The sequence below is a fragment of the Pseudomonas sp. NPDC088429 genome (genome assembly GCF_044753305.1).
Classification (GTDB): domain Bacteria; phylum Pseudomonadota; class Gammaproteobacteria; order Pseudomonadales; family Pseudomonadaceae; genus Aquipseudomonas; species Aquipseudomonas rustica.
Window position 1 is genome coordinate 119,748 of sequence record NZ_JBIVMX010000004.1, and the last position, 16,368, is coordinate 136,115.

Consider the following 16,368-nt stretch of genomic DNA (forward strand, 5'->3'; position numbering starts at 1 on the left):
AGGAGCTGCCGCAGGCTGCGATCTTTTGACTTTGATTTTAAAAACCAAGATCAAAAGATCGCAGCCTGCGGCAGCTCCTACAGGGGTTCGTATTGCCCAAAAATAATCACAACATCGGGACTTCACATGAAAGCCTTGCCCCTGTTCGCCCTGAGTTTATTGAGCGCGCTGCCCTTGAGCAGCCAAGCGATCCCTTTGAACGATGACTTTGCTGTGTTGGTGGATCTCACTTTAGCCAGCGACTACCGCACCCGTGGCATCTCGCAAACCCAGAATGACCCTGCCGTGCAGGCCGGTCTGACCCTCGCTCACAGCAGCGGTCTGTACCTCGGTGCCTGGAGTTCAAACGTCGATTTCGGCGGCGGTCTGAAAACCCGTCAGGAAGTCGATTACTACGCCGGTTGGCTGTGGCAAGCGACCGAAGCGGTCAGCCTCGATCTGGGCTACATCAAGTACGCCTACCCCAAGGAAAGCCAGTTCAATCAAGGTGAGGTCTACGGGATTCTCGGGTTGTACGGAGTGAAACTGGCGGCGTATTACTCCAACGATGCGCCGGGGATCGATAGCAAGCAGAACTCGCTGTACACCTACATCGGTTATGAAACTGAACTGCCGTACGACTCGGGATTGAAGCTGCGCTACGGCAATATGGATTTCAAGGATCCGCATTTGTATTCGGCGTCCGGCAGCGCTGAAGACTCGTACCGCGAATGGGAGGTGAAACTCACCCACAATCTGGCCGGCGTGGTGTTGGGCCTGAGTTACATCGACACGGACCTCTCACAGAGCCAATGCCTGAGTAACTGGGGCTTCAAGGACGTCTGCACCGCGACCGTCGTCGCGAGCGTCAGCAAATCCTTCTGACAAATCGATCCGCTGTAGGAGCAAAGCTTGCTCGCGAAGGCGTCATGTCAGCCGACATTTTTGCTCACTGATACGACGCCTTCGCGAGCAAGCTCTGCTCCTACAGGGGCGGCGGTGTTTTCTGTAGTTGTTACAGGATGTTTACGGAATTTTTACTATTGGTCTTCTACAGTTACACGCGCAACCGTGTGTGTTTTCTATTGAGTAGAGGAAAAATACGAATGGCTTTGGGCAACGGACTGCGTTTACCGTCCATCACTTCTACCCGACTGGTGCTGTTGTTTTCCTTGGCACTGGTCGCGCTGTACAACCTGGCGACCTGGAAGGCGCTGGGCACGCTGATCACCCTGCAAGGCGCGCACAAACTGGCGTTTTTCGCCTCCTTCGGGCTGTTTCTGTGGGCCGCCATCACCCTGCTGCTGACCTTGGTTTCATTCCGCTGGACATTGAAACCGGCGCTCACGGTTATCGCCCTGCTCTCGGCCTGCGCCGCGTATTTCATGAATGAATACGGGATCACCATCGACACGGTAATGATCCAGAACGTCTTCGAAACCAACCCGTCCGAAGCCACCGCGCTGTTCAACGGCAAATTGCTGACCTATGTGCTGCTGCTCGGCGTGCTGCCGGCGGTGTTGATCTGGCGTTGGCCGGTGAGTTATCGACCGTTCTTTCGCGGGTTGCTCAACAAGGTTCTGGTGATCGTCGGTTGCGTGCTGGTAATCGCCGCATCGGTGGGCATGTTCTATTCGACTTACGCGCCGATCTTTCGCGAAGAAGACAAGCTCACCCACTTCATTAACCCGACCAACTACATCTACGCAATCAGCAAATACACCAAGCAACGCCTGGGCATCAAAAAGCACTTCGTGGTGCAAGCCATCGGTGAGGACGCGGTGATGAACACCAAAGCGGCCAGCCGCGAGAAAAAATCGCTGATGGTGTTTGTGGTCGGGGAAACCGCCCGGGCCGATCATTTCTCGCTGAACGGTTATGAACGCGAGACCAACCCCGAGCTGAGCAAACTCGACATCCTCAATTTCACTCAGGTGCATTCCTGCGGCACATCGACGGCGGTGTCGGTGCCGTGCATGTTCTCGATGTTCCCGCGTGAGGATTACAGCGACAAGAAAGGCAAAACCTACGAAGGCCTGCTCGATATTCTTCAACGGGTTGGCGTGCAAGTGTTGTGGCTGGACAACAACAGCGACTGCAAAGGCACCTGCCTGCGCGTGCCGCACCGCGACATCGCGAAGAACCAGCCGGGGCCATTCTGCGACGGCAATAACTGCCTCGACGAAGCGTTGCTGCAGGATCTGCAAAGCTACATCGACAGCCTCAAGGGCCACGCGATCATCGTCCTGCACGCCGACGGCAGCCACGGCCCGGAATACTACGAGCGCTATCCGCAAGCGCTGGAGCACTTTAAACCGATCTGCCACACCAATCAGTTGGGCAGTTGCAGTCGCGATGAACTGGTGAATGTCTACGACAACACGATTCTGTACACCGACCATTTCCTCGCCAAGGTGATCGAGTTGCTCAAACGCAATCAGGCGACGCTGGATACGTCGATGATCTACGTGTCCGATCACGGCGAATCACTGGGTGAGAACGGCCTGTATCTGCATGCGGCGCCGTATGCATTGGCGCCGGAAGCGCAGACCCATGTGCCGATGGTGATGTGGTTTGGTGATCACACACTGGCCAATGAAGGGATTGATCGCGGTTGCCTGCAGGGTAAGACCGGGGAAGCCGGTTTGAGCCACGACAACCTGTTTCATTCGGTGCTCGGGTTGTTTGAAGTGAAGACGTCGCTGTATCAACCGGGGCTGGATATTTTCCACGGCTGCCGGCCCTCAATGACAGCCGCGCAATAACCCTGAGCACGATCTCTTGTAGGAGCAGAGCTTGCTCGCGAAGGCGGTGTATTTGCCAATATCTGTGGTGGCTGAACTGGCGCCTTCGCGAGCAAGCTCTGCTCCTACAAGGGGGATGTGGTGAGCCTAAGGGATGAGGTTTGCCAGATAGGCCCACGGGTAGATGCCGCGTTGGTGGCCGTCGCTGAAGATCAGTTGCACGCCGTAGCCCTGGGGGTTGAGTTCGATCAGGCGAATGCGCTCATCTACCAGCGGCACCATGCCTTTCAGGCGAAACGCGCGGCATTGCGAGCAGGGGCACTGGCGGCGCAGTTCGGCGTGGTTGAGTTGCTGTTCACGGCCATCCGGCCAGTTCAGGCGCAGCGTTCGTTCACTTTGTGAATTACCGACGGACAATGGGTTCATTGCAGCTGACTCAAGGCGATACGCACGGCTTTGCGCACTTCCGGGTCGCCGTCATCCTGCGCGGCCTGCAACGCGGCGACGGCACCGCGATCATTCAGTTCACCCAAGGCCAGTGCGGCTTCTTTGCGCAGGTTGCTAATGCGATGGCCGAGGGTGTCGATCAATGCGTCCAGCGCCGGAGCGAAACGCAGGCGACCGAGGCTGCGCGTGGCACGCAAACGTACCTGCCAATAGTCATCGTTCAAGGCGTCAACCAGTGCTGCGCCGGCGTCAATGTGGCCGATCTTGCCCAAAGTCGTCGCGGCTTCTTCGCGCACTTGCCAGGCGTTGTCCTGCAAGGCCTGGCGCAGGGCTGGCAGAACGTCGGCGCTGGAGGCCAGGCCCAATGCACCGGTGGCGGCGCGGCGAACTTCGGTGTCGGGATCGTCACTGGCCAGTCTTGCTAATGCCGGTAACGCGTCGAGTTGCTTGAGCCAGCCGAGTACGCCCACCGCTTCGCGGCGAACGCTGGCATCGGCATCGTTCAGCGCCGAGAGCGCAGCGGGTGCGGCATCGGCGAAACGCAGTTCACGCAATGCACGGAACGCCGCAATACGAACGCTGACATCAGCGTGATCAGTCCACGGCAGAATCACTCGTCCCGCCGCTTCCGTTTTCAGCAAGCTCAGGCTCTGCGCGGCAGCCGATTGCACCGAAGGCGCGGGATCAGTCAGCGCCTCACACAAGGCTTGCACGACGTCTTCATCTTCCCAGGCCTCCAGCAATCGCGCGGCTTCAGCGCGGACTTCTTCGGCGGGATCCTGGCCCAAGCGATCAACCAGCCAGAGCAGGCCATCCGGCTCTTCGAGATCGGCCAGATCAATCAGGGCAATGCGCCGCACCCCGGCGTCTTCAGCAGTCAGGCGCGGTTGCAGGGCGAGGATGTCATCGTTATCGGTCACAGCAAAAATAGAGGTCATAGGGCAAATCGCGGCAAAGGGTTTTCGGGAGGCAGACCGAGCGGGTTGAGGCGCGGCAGCGGTCGGTCGTCGTCGTGGCGCAGCAGGTCGAGGCAGTGACGTTTGAGGCGCGAGAACTCAGGGCTGGTGACCAGCTCGCTGGTGCGTGGTCGGGCGAAGTCGAGGCGCAGATCTTCGATGATGCGCCCCGGCCGCGCGCTCATCACCAGCAAGCGGTCGGCAAGAAATAGCGCTTCGTCGATGTCGTGGGTGACGAACACCACGGTGGTGCGGATGCGCGTCCAGATGTCCAGCAACAGCTCTTGCATGTTCAGGCGGGTCAGCGCATCCAGCGCGCCGAACGGCTCGTCCATCAGCAACAGGCGCGGGCGATTGACCAGCACACGGGCGATTTCCACGCGTTGCTGCATGCCGCCAGAGAGCTGATTGGGCCAGCGTTCGGCGAAGCCTTCGAGACCGACCAGTTTGAGAATATCGTCAGCAGCGCGATGCCGTTCAGCCTTGCCGATGCCGCGCATCTTCAGGCCGAAAGCGACGTTGTCGCGCACCGTGCGCCACGGAAACAGCGTGTGATGCTGGAACACCATGCCGCGCTGTGGTGATGGGCCAGACACTTCGCCGCCATCGACTTTCAGGCTGCCGGCGTGAGCGCTCAAATGCCCGGCCAATGCACCGAGCAACGTCGATTTGCCGCAACCGGACGGGCCGAGAATGCACACGAACTGGCCGGGCTCGATCTGGCAATCGAGGCCTTGCACCGCTTCAAAGGCTTCGCGACCTTCGCCGAGGACGATGGACAATTGGCGAATGTCGATCCGCCCTTCCGGGGTTTGCATCGCGCTCATCAGGCTTTTCCTCGCGGTCGATGCCAAGGCGTGAACAAGCCGCCCAGACGTTTGATCAACAGACTGCTGCCCATGCCCAACACCCCGATCAAGAGCATGCCGACGACGATGTCGGCGTAGTTCTGAATGGTGTAGGACTCCCAGGTGTAGTAACCGATGCCGAACTGGCCGGAGATCATTTCCGCCGTGACGAGGCAGAACCATGAAGTGCCCATGCCGATCGCCAAACCGGTGATGATGCTTGGCGCAGCGCCGGGCAGGATCACTTCCAGCAGGATCGCGCGGCGCCCTGCCCCGAGGCTTTTCGCTGAGGCGATCAGGCGTGGGTCGACGCCTTCGACGCCGTGCACGGTGTTGAGCAGGATCGGGAACAACGCGCCGGTGAAGGTGATGAAGACCATCGACAATTCGGAGGACGGGAACATCAGAATCGCCAGCGGAATCCACGCGACGGCGGGGATTGGGCGCAGGACTTCCAGCGGTGGCAGCAGCAGGTCTTCGGCCCATTTTGAACGGCCGATGGCGAGGCCCAGGGCGATGCCGATGACGAGCGCTGCGAGGTAGCCGGCGAAGACGCGGCTGAGGCTGGCGGTCAGGTGTTGCAGGAGCTTGCCGGAGTCGCCGAGGCCCAGCGCGGCTTCGATCACCGCGATGGGTGTCGGCACGTTGGCGAAGGTGACGAGGCCGAGGTTCCAGTGGTGGCTGGCGGCGAGTTGCCAGAACAGCAGGCAGAGCAGCAGTGATGCGGCTCTGGATGTCCAGCGTAGGGTGGGTGATTTCATGGATCGGGTTTCCGGTTGTGGAGCTGTGGTGTGGCTGATATTTACCCCCTCACCCCAGCCCTCTCCCCCAGGGGGGCGAGGGGGAAAGGGAGCCGATCTTCAAGCTGTTCAAAACCCGAGCCCGGCTCGGTATTTCAAGTCGGCGTACTTCGCCCAAACACCTCGATCAGTCCCCTCTCCCTCCGGGAGAGGGCTAGGGTGAGGGGCTCTTGATCTTCATCAACGCGAGGCAACGGCTTGGGTGGTGGCATCGGTGAAGTCAAAGACTTTGCCGCCCTGCGCCGAGGCAAATTGCTGAGCCTGGCCTTTGAGCAGGAAGGCGCTCAAGCGCCCCTTGGCATCACTGGCAAACCAGGCCTGTTCGGCGAGCAACTTGATCCCGCTATCACTGGCCTGCGCATACACCGCCCGAACGTTTTTACCTTCTTGCTTCAACGCCGCCAGCGCAGTAAACGCCTCTTCCGCCGAGGCGTACTGGCGCACCTTGTCCTCACCGCGCACCCAGATTTCGGCGACATGACTGAAGTCGGTAATTGCCTTACCCGTTGCGGCATCCGTGGCTTTCAACGCCGTCTGCGCGTAATCCGCCAGTTGCGCCGTGTAATCCAGACCCGACGCCTTGAACGCCGCACGAATATATTGATCGTCAATGAAGTTGTTCAGATCGAGCCCACGATCAGCCTTCTTCAGCAGCTTCAGCGTATCGATCGCCGTTCCCACCGCCTGACGATATTCAGGCTTCCAGCTCAGGTCGCGGGTCTGCACACCGAGCGGGCCATGGAACAGGTAATTCACCTCGGCATCAACACCAGTGACTTTGGCGATCAGCTCGCTGTACTTCTCAGGCTCCGCCGCGAGCAACTGATTGGCCTCGATACTCGCACGCAGGTAAGCGACGACGACTTCCGGGTATTTCTTCGCATATGCCTGATCCACCAGCGCACCATGGAACGTCGGCGCATTGGCCTGGGCGCCGTCATAAATCTTGCGCGCGAAACCACGGCTCGGGAACAGTTCGGCGAACGGCACAAAATCAGCGTGAGCGTCGATTTTGCCGGCCTGCAACGCGGAGCCGGCGACTTCCGGCGGCTGGGCGATGATGTTCACATCTTTCAGTGGATCCCAGCCCTGCGCCGCGACGGCACGCAGCAACATGCCGTGCGCGGTGGAAGCGAACGGCACGGAAATGGTCTTGCCCTTGAGCTCGCTCAGCGACTGCACACCCGATGCGCTCGGCACGACAATGCCGTTGCCGCTGCCCTTGATGCTGCCCGACAACACGCTGATAAATAGGCTGTGTTTGCCGGCGGTCTCAAACGCGACACCGTTGAACGCACCGGGGAAATCGGCCATGGCGCCGAAGTCGAGTTTGCCGGCGACCATCTCGTTGGTTAGCGGTGCGCCGCTGGTGAAGTTCTTCCACTGCACGTCGTACTTGGCGTCTTTGTAGGCGCCGTCGTGGGGCAGGTATTTGTCGAGCAGTCCGAGTTCACGAATCAACAACCCGCCAGCGGCGCAGTTGATGGTGGTGTCCTGGGTGCCGATGGCGATGCGGATGGTTTCAGCCGAGGCCGACACGGTGAACGAAGCCAGTACCAGACCGGCGATTGCTGCACGCAACATGGTTGTTTCCCCTCGAATCATTTATTTGAGTTCGTCTCCGCCGCGATCAGGGCGCGGTGGGAAACGAGGGGTTTTCGGTGAATCCAGCGTCCGGGGTTTGCCGGATGGCTTTGGGGTGTCGTAGATCTACTGTAGGAGTGAGCCTGCTCGCGATAGCGGTGTGTCAGCCAGCACATCTACATCTGACACACCGCTATCGCGAGCAGGCTCACTCCTACAGGGATCGGGTTTCAACGCAGGAGATAGGGAATGTCGACTTTCACGGCACCCGTCGGGCAATCCTTCTCGCACGGCATGCAGTACCAGCATTCATCGAACGCCATGTAGGCCTTCTGCGTCGCCGGATTAATCGCCAGCAAGTCCATCGGGCAAACGTCGACACACACGGTGCAGCCCTTTTCGGCGATGCATTTGTCCTCGTCGACGGTGACGGGGGCGTTGGAGCGGAAGAAGATTTCTTGAGCTTGATAGGCCATGGTTCGGACTCTCTTTCAGGTGTGCATCAAGCGGCAAATGCGCCGACCCGCAAACGGTCGTAGGCCTGCATTTCCTCGGCATCGAGCGGGATGATGTAAGGCTCGACGGCTTTCTTGAAACTGGTCATCTGACCGTCATCGCCCTTCTTCAAGTGGCAATGGCAGAACCACTCGCTGTCGTTGCGCTGCGGGTGATCGACACGATAGTGATAAAGACCCCAGCGGCTTTCCGCACGGAACAACGAGGCGCGCGCAGCCATTTCGGCGCAGTCGCGAATCACGCTGGTTTCCATGGCGCGCATCAGTTCGTGGGCGTTGTTGGCTTTCATCTGATCAAGATCGCGTTCGATGTCGCTGAAGCGTTGCAAGCCGATCTGCATTTTCTTGGTCACTTTCGGCGGTTGCAGGTAATCGTTGACGAAGCGCCGCAGCTTGTATTCGACCTGCGCCGGCGGCAGACCGTGTTCGCGATCCAGCGGCGCGTAGACCCGGGCTTTTTCCTTTTCAATCTGCTCGGCATCCAGCGCAGAAAACTCGCGCCCGGCGACAAAATCGGCGGCGTTGTGCCCGGCGAACCAGCCGTAAGTGAACGCGCCGAGCATGTAGTTGTGCGGTACGGCAGCCATGTCACCCGCCGAGTACAGACCTTTCACCGAGGTCTCGGCACGCTCGTTGACCCATACACCGGACGCCGAGTGACCACTGCAAAAACCGATTTCGGAGATGTGCATTTCAACCATTTGCGTGCGGTAATCGGTGCCGCGATTGGCGTGAAACTGGCCGCGACTCGGGCGCTCGTTGCTGTGCAGAATCTCCTCGATGTTCTGGATGGTTTCCTCGGCCAGGTGATCGAGTTTGAGGAACACCGGGCCGTTACCGCTCTCCAGTTCCTGGTGGAATTCCCACATCATCTGCCCGCTCCAGTAGTCGCACTCGATGAAGCGTTCGCCCTTGTTGTTCGCGGTGTAGCCGCCCAGCGGGCCGGTGACGTAAGCGCAGGCCGGGCCGTTGTAATCTTTGATCAGCGGGTTGATCTGAAAGCACTCGAGGTTGGCCAGTTCGGCGCCGGCGTGATAGGCCATCGCGTAGCCGTCGCCGGCATTGGTCGGGTTTTCGTAGGTGCCCATCAGGTAGCCCGACGATGGCAGGCCGAGTCGTCCGGCGGCGCCGCAGGCGAGGATCACCGCTTTGGCTTTGATCACATGAAAGTCGGCGGTGCGGCAGTCGAAGCCCATCACCCCGTTGACGGTGCCCTCCTCGTCGGTCAGCAACCGCGTGCAGACGAGGCGATTGGTGATGCTCACTCGTGCACGTTTCAACTGGCGGTAGAGGACTTTTTTGATGTCGTGCCCTTCCGGCATCGGCAGCACGTAGGCGCCCATGTGGTGGACTTTTTTCACTGCGTAATCGCCGGTTTCGTCCTTCTCGAACTTCACACCCCAGCGATCCAACTGTTCGATGGTTTCGAAGCTGTGGGTCGCGTAGGCGTACACCGCAGCTTGGTTGACGATGCCGTCATTGGCGATGGTGATTTCCTTGGTGTACTGCTCCGGCGTCGAGTGCCCGGGGATGATCGCGTTGTTCAGGCCGTCCATGCCCATGCTGATCGCGCCGCTGCGTTTGACGTTGGCCTTGTCGACCAGCAATACGCGCAAGTCGCGGTTCTTTTCTTTGGCCTTGATGGCGGCCATCGGCCCGGCAGTGCCGCCGCCGATGACGACGATGTCGTATTCCTGTTCGAGAACGTTGCGGGTCATGCCTGCTCCCCTTTTTGCCGGTCGATCCGCAGGCGGTACTGGAATGCATCGCCACGGTAGTAAAGGTGTTCGAAGTCCAGCGGTTGGCCCTGGGCGTCGTGGGTCAGACGTTCGATGCGCATGATCGGCGAGCCAGCTTCGACGTTCAGCGCCTGGGTCAGGTCGCTGTCAGCCAGCACCGCGTCGATGGCCAGATCGGCGTGGCCGAGAGCGATGCCGCAGTCGTTTTCGAGGATCAGAAAGATGTCGCGGGTGACCAGATCGGCCTTCTCCAACCGTTCGCCGACGGCTTTGGGCAGGTAGGTGATTTCCAGCGAGATTGGTTCGCGATTAATCAGGCGTACACGCTTGATCTGCGCGACGATCTCGCCTTCGGCGACCTGCAAACGCTCGGCCACGCGCTTGTCGGCCGGGATGAATTTGAAGCTGCGCAGGCGGTTGATCACCTCGTAGCCACGCCCGGTCATGGACTCGGCGAGGCCTTGCAGGCTGCTGACGTTTTGAAAGGTTTTCGGCTTGGCGACGAAGGTGCCTTTGCCGTGGATCTTGAAGATCAGGCCTTCTTTTTGCAGATCGCCCAAGGCCTGGCGCACGGTGATGCGGCTGACTTTGAACAGTGCACCGAGTTCGCTTTCGGACGGCATCTGGCTGTCTTGCGGGTATTCGCCGTCGAGAATGCGCGCACGGAGGACGTCGCGTAATTGGGTGTGCAGAGGAACGCTACTGAGGGAGAGAACGTTATCGGTCATCGCGGGATCACTTGTTATAACGAGTTATGACGTGATCTTAGAGTTGTTATGACAAGGTTAGAAATATTGTTTGGGCATAACCTTAGATTCGGTGTTGAAAATCAAAAGATCGCAGCCTTCGGCAGCTCCTACATGAGACCGCGATCCCCGTAGGAGCTGCCGAAGGCTGCGATCTTTTGATCTTAACGTTTGAGGATCTGATCCATGACCCAATCAGTCTTGAGCGCTTGCTCGGCGACTGCAGGGTGTTGTGAATCACCCCGAATATGCGCATTCATACCCAGCAGGTGATGCCACTGAATGTGTTCGTGATGCGGGATTTCCAGGCTGATGTTTTCATCGGCATGCAACTGCACAGGAAGTTCATCAAACACCGAAAAACTGATCCGCCCCAGGCTGCCGATGATCTCGACGCGGTCCTCGCGCCGATCCGCGACAAAGCTCCAGCAGCCCATGCCCAACGCCCCGGAGGCGAATCGCCAACTGGCGCTGACGGCATCTTCCGCCGCATACAAACCCGCCTGCCGCGCCGTGAATCCGGCCACTTCAACGATATCGCCGAGCAGATACTGGAACAGGTCAAAACCGTGGCTGGCCAGATCGGCAAAATAACCGCCACCGGCCACCGCAGGATCGGTGCGCCAGTTGTCGCGGCCATCGAGATCAACCGGCGACGGCGCTTTGGTCAGCGTCCAGCTCAGATGCCGAACCTCACCGATGCGCCCCTCCTCCAGCCACTGCCGCACCTGCGCAAAGCGCGGCAACGAACGGCGATAGTAGGAAACGAACAGGTGCAAACCAGCGTCGGCAAACGCCTGCTGCATCTCGCGGCTTTGCCCGGCATTCAATGCCATGGGTTTTTCGACGCAGCAATGTTTGCCGGCGGCAGCGACTTTCAGGCTGTAGGCATGGTGGCTGTCGGGTGGCGTGGCGATGTACACCGCGTCGACCTCGGGATCGTTGATCAGCGCATCGACATCGGTGTAGACCCGCGCGATGCCGTGGCGCGCAGCGTAGTCAGTCACCGCTTCAAGGCGTCGCCCCATCACCGCCACCAGCGCAGAACCGGGCGCCTTGTAGAAGGCCGGCCCGCTCTTGCGTTCAGCGACGCTGCCGCACCCGATCATGCCCCAACGCACCACGTTCATTTTTTACTCCTTTAGCCGATGCGCAAGGCGCGCAGATCGAGGTGACCGTCCTTCAACGGCGGGCACCAGTAGTAGCCACCGGTGATCGGCCGGCTGATGCGATACAGACCGTCGGTGATGCCGTCTTCCAGACCGCTCATGCGTCGCAGTTGTGCTTCGAAGGCATCCAGCGAGAAGCCGAACGCGAGGAACATCAGGCCCGCACGATCGCCTTCAATCCACGGCATCGAACGGCGCACGACGAATGCTTCCGGCGCGAAGCTTTCCTGTGCGGTGCGTTTGACGTGGGCGGAGACTGGCGCGTCGTCGATCTCTTCGTTGTCGCTGAGGCGACGGCCCATGATGTTGTCTTTGTCATCGGCGGAGAGTTTGTGGAAACCCTTGAGATCGTGCTGCCACTGCTGGATTGCGGCGAAGCTGCCGCCGACCATGCCGTCAGTGCCAGCGCTTTGCAGGGCAGCGGCGATGGCGGCTTCGTCGTGCGGGTTTTCAGTGCCGTCTTCGTAGCCGGTCAGGTCGTGGCCGTCCTTGTGGCGGAAGGCTTCCTGCATCTCAACCAGGCGCAGGGCCGGGGCCAGCGCGGCTTCGACGGCGTTGCAGCGGTTGAGCAATTCACCACGGTCGACGCCGTGCAGCCAGACCCACAGCGCGTGTTGGGTCGACGGGTTTTCCACGCCGACGCCGGACATCGCCGGGAAGCTGCGCAGGCCGTCAATCTGGACGTTGAGGGCCTTGGCCAGGGATTCACCGAAACCGACCACCGCCGACTTGCCGTCCACCTGATTCAGCAGATTGTCGATCGCCTGTGGCAGCGCTTCAACTGACTGAAGCGCGAAAAACAGGTGACGTGCTTGCGCAGGAACGGGGGTGGCGAGAATGCCCGGCTGGTAGTAACTCATGTGAACTCCTCGAAAAAGTGCGCGGAGTTTACCTGTAGCCAGACAGTTTGTGGGGTTGAAGCAAGATCAAAAGATCGCAGCCTTCGGCAGCTCCTACAGGGATCAGGGTAGGAGCTGCCGAAGGCTGCGATCTTTTGATCTTTTAAACAGCTGTAACGCTTTCCTGGCGCCACGCACTCGGGCTCATCCCCGTCCAGCGTTTGAACGCCCGGCGAAAACTGCGCACATCGCTGTATCCGACCTCTTCGGTAATCCGCTCTATCGGCATGTCCGGGTTCGCCAGCAGACTCATCGTCCGCGCCTGCCGCACTTGCTCCAGCAACGCCTCAAACGTCAGCGCATGCTCAGTCAACCGTCGGCGCAAGGTGCGGCTGCTCATGTTCAAATCGCCGGCAATCTTTTCGATATGACTGCCGCTGCTCAAATCCCGCGCAATCGCCCGCTCCACCGCCTGAATCAGATCAAGCTTCTGATGCACCTGCGCCGCTTCCAGCTCCAGCAGTTTCACTGCCTGACGCAGCGCCAGCGAATGGTGATTGGGCAGGTTCACATCGAGCCAGCGCACATCGATCAACATGCGATTGTGCAGGCAACCGAAGCGCACATTCGGCCCGAGCAGTCGGTGATATTCACTGAGGTAATCCGGCGCGGCATGCACAAACTCCACCGCAATCGGCGCAAAATCAGCCCCGGCTAGCGCCCGGCCATACACCAGCAAACTGGCAAAAAACTCCTCGACCGCGAACACCTGCACTTCGGCGAACGGCAACCGACAATCAGCATCAAGGTGCACCTGGTCGCCAACCACATCGACACTCGACACCACAATCCCGCCCGACGTGTGCTGATGACGAATGCCCAAGGCAAACGCATCACGCAACGTCTTGCACAGCGACAACACATGCCCGAGCAAGCCCAACGTGCCCAGCACATTCTGTGCCCCCACCCACAAGCCGAGGCCCTGATTGGGCAGCACTTTGAGCGCGCGCTGAATCATCGCCACGGCCTGGCGATAGGAAATCCGCTGCGCCGGATCCTGCAGGTCTTCAAGGGTAAAACCCAGGCCACGGCACAGGCTCTCGGGCTCGACGCCCTTGTTCTGCGCGACTTCGGCGAGGGTTTGCAGGAGGAACGGCGACACTAGCGCCAGTTCGAAAGTGGGGTCTTGGACTTTTACATTCATGGGGGCTGACTTTCCGGATCACGCTTGATTGTTATTTTTGTAACCGGTTATGTCGAAGGAAGTTAGCACAGGCTTGACGGACTGTCCGCAGAAGTCCCCCTCAGTGTCCGCCAATACCCTGCCCTGACAGGCGCCAACGGCTTATTTCTATAGTGCCGGGCGTGCTGCGTACCGGCGTTGCGTCAAAACACAATAATAATGAGGACGGATATGCACCCGAACCGCGCGACATTCCCCTTGCGCCTGGCCCTTTCCTTGCTGGGCTGCGCCGCGACTGTACCGGCGCTGGCCACCGAAGCCGGCGTCGACAACATCGGCCCCGGCACCGACGGTTTCTTCATGCTGCCGCTGGAAGTCGACAGCCTTCCGGAGAACATGGTCGCGTTCAACGTCTACTACAACCATTACAAGTCGACCAAACTCAACATCAGTTCGCTGGGCGGCAAGGTGCCTAATGTCGAGATCGAATCCACGGCAGTGATACCGCGCCTCGACTACCTGAGCCCGGTGCGCGTGTTCGGCGGGCGTCTGGCCGGCTACATCGCACAGCCGTGGTTGAAACAGGAAGTCTCGGTGTTCGGCCTCAGCGACACGCGCGAAGGCATGGGCGACACCACCGTTGCGCCGATCATTTTGTGGGACATGGGCAAAAACCTGACCCTCGGCGCGGCTCTGGAAATCACTGTGCCGACCGGCGAATACAGCGTCGATCGGCTGGCCAACACCAGCAACAATTTCTACACCTACAAGCCGCTGTTCTCCTTCACCTGGTTGCCGACGGATAAAACCGAGGTGTCGATGAAGACCACTTACAGCTTCAACGAGAAGAACAAAGACACCGACTACAAGTCCGGGCAGATCTTCCACTTCGATTATTCGGCCAGCTACAAGCTCACCGACGACCTGATGCTCGGGATCAACGGCTACTTCCTCCAGCAAACCACCGACGACAAACAGTTCGGCCACACCGTGCAGTTCGCCGGGCAGGATGTCGACGACGGCGTGCGCGGCAAAGTGTTCGCCATCGGCCCGGCGCTGCACTGGACGTTCCTCAAATACGCCAGCGCAGAGATCCGCTGGGCCAAGGAATTCGACGTGGAAAATCGCCCGGAAGGCGAAATGCTCTGGGCCAAGGTCAGCATCCCCTACGCCTTCTGACGCGTAAACCTGTAGGAGCCGAGCTTGCTCGCGAAGGCGTTGTGTCAGGCACCTCCAATGTTGAATGTGCCAGCCTCTTCGCGAGCAAGCTCGGCTCCTACAAAAGCCTCCGAAATCCCCTGCTGATCGGAGGAATCGTCTGACATCTTTGGCGCTTGAGCTTGGGGATACTCGGTACTTCGTCTAGCCAGTAACTATAACTAGCTGCATCCTCTTGGAGGTTCTGATGAGTTCCGATATTTCCCCCCTGTTCGAAACCGACGAAGAAGCAGCGAGCTACGACCGTTGGTATCGTGCCAAAGTACAAGCCGCACTGGATGACCCGCGCCCAGGCATTCCTCATGATGAAGCCATGGTTCTTCTCGATCGAATGATAGAAGAGAGGCGCAAAAATCGACGCGCTACGGTTTAAGTGCCTAACGATAAACCTGTAGGAGCAGAGCTTGCTCGCGAAGGCGGCATGTCAGGTATTAGAGGTGTCGCCTGACACTACGCCTTCGCGAGCAAGCTCGGCTCCTACGGACTTGCGGTGTTCATGCGAGCATTTCTACTGCGTAAACAAGCGGCTTAATTCACCACCGGAATCCAAGCCGCCCGCGCCACATCTGCCGTATCGCCAAACGCTGGCAGTTTCTGCGCCAGGTCGCGCACGTTCTTCACGTCGAGATCCAGCAACTGCTGCCGCGTGATCAAGGTCGGTGGTACCAGCACTTGCTGCCCCGGGTTTTCCCCGGCAATCAGCATTGCCAAGCTGCGCACGCTGATCGCACCGGCGACTTGTGGATTGACCGCTGCCGTCGCGGCCCAGGCGCTGTTCGGTTCTTTCATGATCTGGATATCGGCGGTGGAGATGTCGGCGCTGTAGATTTTCACTTTGCTCGCCAGCCCGGCTTCGTCGACGGCGATTTTTGCGCCTTTGGCGAACTCGTCGAAGGGCGCGAAGATCACGCTGATGCCGGGGTTGGCGCGCAGCACGGCGCTGGCCTGATCGGCGACGGAGTTGGCGATTGGCGGGTTGAGCGTGCCGAATCGCGCTTTTTCGATGATCCCGGGATTGGCCTTTTTCACCTGACTCCAGATCTCGTCACGTCGCTCCATCGGGGTGAAACCGCTGATGTACACGTAACCGGCGTCGAAGCGCGTGCCGTTGTCCTTCACTGCCTGATCCAGCGCCAGACGCGCCAGTGCATGATGATCCTGTTCAACTTGGGTGACTTGTGGCGTGTTCAGATCAACGTCGAAAGCAACGACTTTGATGCCCTTGGCGAGCGCCCGGTCGATCGGGCCTTTGAGGGTTTCCGCCAGACCGAGCTGCACGATGATGCCGTCGACACCGAGGTCAGCCGCCTGATCGATCATCTCGCCCTGACTCGCCGCCTGCTGCCGCGCATCAAACACCCGCAGATTGGCGCCGAGCGCTTCGGTCTGTTTCTCTACGCCACGCAAATACGCTTCGGGAAAATCCCCGGAAAACAGATAGCCCACCAACGCAATCTGCACCTGACCCTTGTCGAACGGTGCCGGCGCGCCAGGCAATGCCTTGGCCTGCGCGTTCAGCGCCAATATCGAGAGCACCGCGCCGGTGAGGCAATGGCGCGCGAACTGTTTGATTGAACCGTGCATACAACATCCTTGAATAA

16 protein-coding genes are annotated in these 16,368 nt (G+C 59.5%); 4 read left to right on the forward strand and 12 right to left on the reverse strand.

Translation table 11 applies throughout. From position 1 onward, the window contains the following. Nucleotides 1-126: 126 nt before the first annotated feature. Both ACIP66_RS04435 and ACIP66_RS04440 read left to right on the forward strand, forming a co-directional pair. Nucleotides 127-864: a TorF family putative porin gene (locus ACIP66_RS04435; RefSeq protein ID WP_400645777.1), complete on the forward strand. Its 738-nt coding sequence runs from the start codon at nt 127-129 to the stop codon at nt 862-864. Nucleotides 865-1,085: 221 nt separating this feature from the next. Beyond that, nucleotides 1,086-2,744 (forward strand): phosphoethanolamine transferase, encoded by a 1,659-nt coding sequence (locus ACIP66_RS04440; protein WP_400645780.1) that lies wholly within the window; start codon nt 1,086-1,088, stop codon nt 2,742-2,744. 126 nt (nt 2,745-2,870) lie between these two features. On the opposite strand, the gene ACIP66_RS04445 is transcribed toward ACIP66_RS04440, so the two are convergent. The 11 genes from ACIP66_RS04445 to ACIP66_RS04495 form a co-directional block, all read right to left on the reverse strand. Next, nucleotides 2,871-3,149 carry a DUF971 domain-containing protein gene (locus ACIP66_RS04445; RefSeq protein WP_400645782.1) on the reverse strand — a complete coding sequence of 93 codons (279 nt, stop codon included), beginning with the start codon at nt 3,147-3,149 and terminating at the stop codon, nt 2,871-2,873. Next, nucleotides 3,146-4,108 carry a HEAT repeat domain-containing protein gene (locus ACIP66_RS04450; RefSeq protein WP_400645785.1) on the reverse strand — a complete coding sequence of 321 codons (963 nt, stop codon included), beginning with the start codon at nt 4,106-4,108 and terminating at the stop codon, nt 3,146-3,148. The genes ACIP66_RS04445 and ACIP66_RS04450 overlap by 4 nt, the downstream gene beginning before the upstream one ends. Beyond that, a complete protein-coding gene (locus ACIP66_RS04455; protein WP_400645788.1) occupies nt 4,105-4,953 on the reverse strand; it encodes an ABC transporter ATP-binding protein in 849 nt (282 codons plus the stop codon). The genes ACIP66_RS04450 and ACIP66_RS04455 overlap by 4 nt, the downstream gene beginning before the upstream one ends. Next, the gene (locus ACIP66_RS04460) at nt 4,953-5,735 is read right to left on the reverse strand and encodes an ABC transporter permease (RefSeq protein ID WP_282359134.1); all 783 of its coding nucleotides are present in this window, start codon (nt 5,733-5,735) and stop codon (nt 4,953-4,955) included. The genes ACIP66_RS04455 and ACIP66_RS04460 overlap by 1 nt, the downstream gene beginning before the upstream one ends. A 219-nt stretch (nt 5,736-5,954) precedes the next feature. Continuing rightward, the gene (locus tag ACIP66_RS04465; RefSeq protein ID WP_400645791.1) at nt 5,955-7,358 is read right to left on the reverse strand and encodes an ABC transporter substrate-binding protein; all 1,404 of its coding nucleotides are present in this window, start codon (nt 7,356-7,358) and stop codon (nt 5,955-5,957) included. Nucleotides 7,359-7,588: 230 nt separating this feature from the next. Beyond that, complete coding sequence (locus ACIP66_RS04470; protein WP_003225615.1) at nt 7,589-7,834, reverse strand: ferredoxin family protein; 246 nt, start codon at nt 7,832-7,834, stop codon at nt 7,589-7,591. Between the two features lie 26 nt (nt 7,835-7,860). Next, complete coding sequence (locus ACIP66_RS04475; protein WP_053120932.1) at nt 7,861-9,591, reverse strand: fumarate reductase/succinate dehydrogenase flavoprotein subunit; 1,731 nt, start codon at nt 9,589-9,591, stop codon at nt 7,861-7,863. Further along, nucleotides 9,588-10,340, reverse strand: coding sequence for a GntR family transcriptional regulator (locus ACIP66_RS04480; RefSeq protein ID WP_016774450.1), 753 nt, complete (start codon nt 10,338-10,340; stop codon nt 9,588-9,590). Before ACIP66_RS04480 ends, ACIP66_RS04475 begins: the two co-directional genes overlap by 4 nt. Nucleotides 10,341-10,522: 182 nt before the next feature. Continuing rightward, nucleotides 10,523-11,488 carry a Gfo/Idh/MocA family protein gene (locus tag ACIP66_RS04485; RefSeq protein ID WP_400645794.1) on the reverse strand — a complete coding sequence of 322 codons (966 nt, stop codon included), beginning with the start codon at nt 11,486-11,488 and terminating at the stop codon, nt 10,523-10,525. 11 nt (nt 11,489-11,499) lie between these two features. Next, nucleotides 11,500-12,387, reverse strand: a complete 888-nt coding sequence (locus ACIP66_RS04490; RefSeq protein WP_400645796.1) for a Dyp-type peroxidase — start codon at nt 12,385-12,387, stop codon at nt 11,500-11,502. A gap of 142 nt (nt 12,388-12,529) precedes the next feature. After that, nucleotides 12,530-13,570 (reverse strand): AraC family transcriptional regulator, encoded by a 1,041-nt coding sequence (locus ACIP66_RS04495; RefSeq protein WP_282358331.1) that lies wholly within the window; start codon nt 13,568-13,570, stop codon nt 12,530-12,532. A 210-nt stretch (nt 13,571-13,780) separates the two neighbouring features. On the opposite strand from ACIP66_RS04495, the gene ACIP66_RS04500 reads away from it, so the two are divergent. Both ACIP66_RS04500 and ACIP66_RS04505 read left to right on the forward strand, forming a co-directional pair. Then, nucleotides 13,781-14,728 carry a transporter gene (locus ACIP66_RS04500; protein ID WP_212544548.1) on the forward strand — a complete coding sequence of 316 codons (948 nt, stop codon included), beginning with the start codon at nt 13,781-13,783 and terminating at the stop codon, nt 14,726-14,728. 226 nt (nt 14,729-14,954) lie between these two features. Further along, a complete protein-coding gene (locus tag ACIP66_RS04505) occupies nt 14,955-15,140 on the forward strand; it encodes a stability determinant (RefSeq protein ID WP_400645799.1) in 186 nt (61 codons plus the stop codon). Between the two features lie 155 nt (nt 15,141-15,295). On the opposite strand, the gene ACIP66_RS04510 is transcribed toward ACIP66_RS04505, so the two are convergent. Next, the gene (locus tag ACIP66_RS04510) at nt 15,296-16,351 is read right to left on the reverse strand and encodes a substrate-binding domain-containing protein (protein ID WP_400645801.1); all 1,056 of its coding nucleotides are present in this window, start codon (nt 16,349-16,351) and stop codon (nt 15,296-15,298) included. Nucleotides 16,352-16,368: the final 17 nt, after the last annotated feature.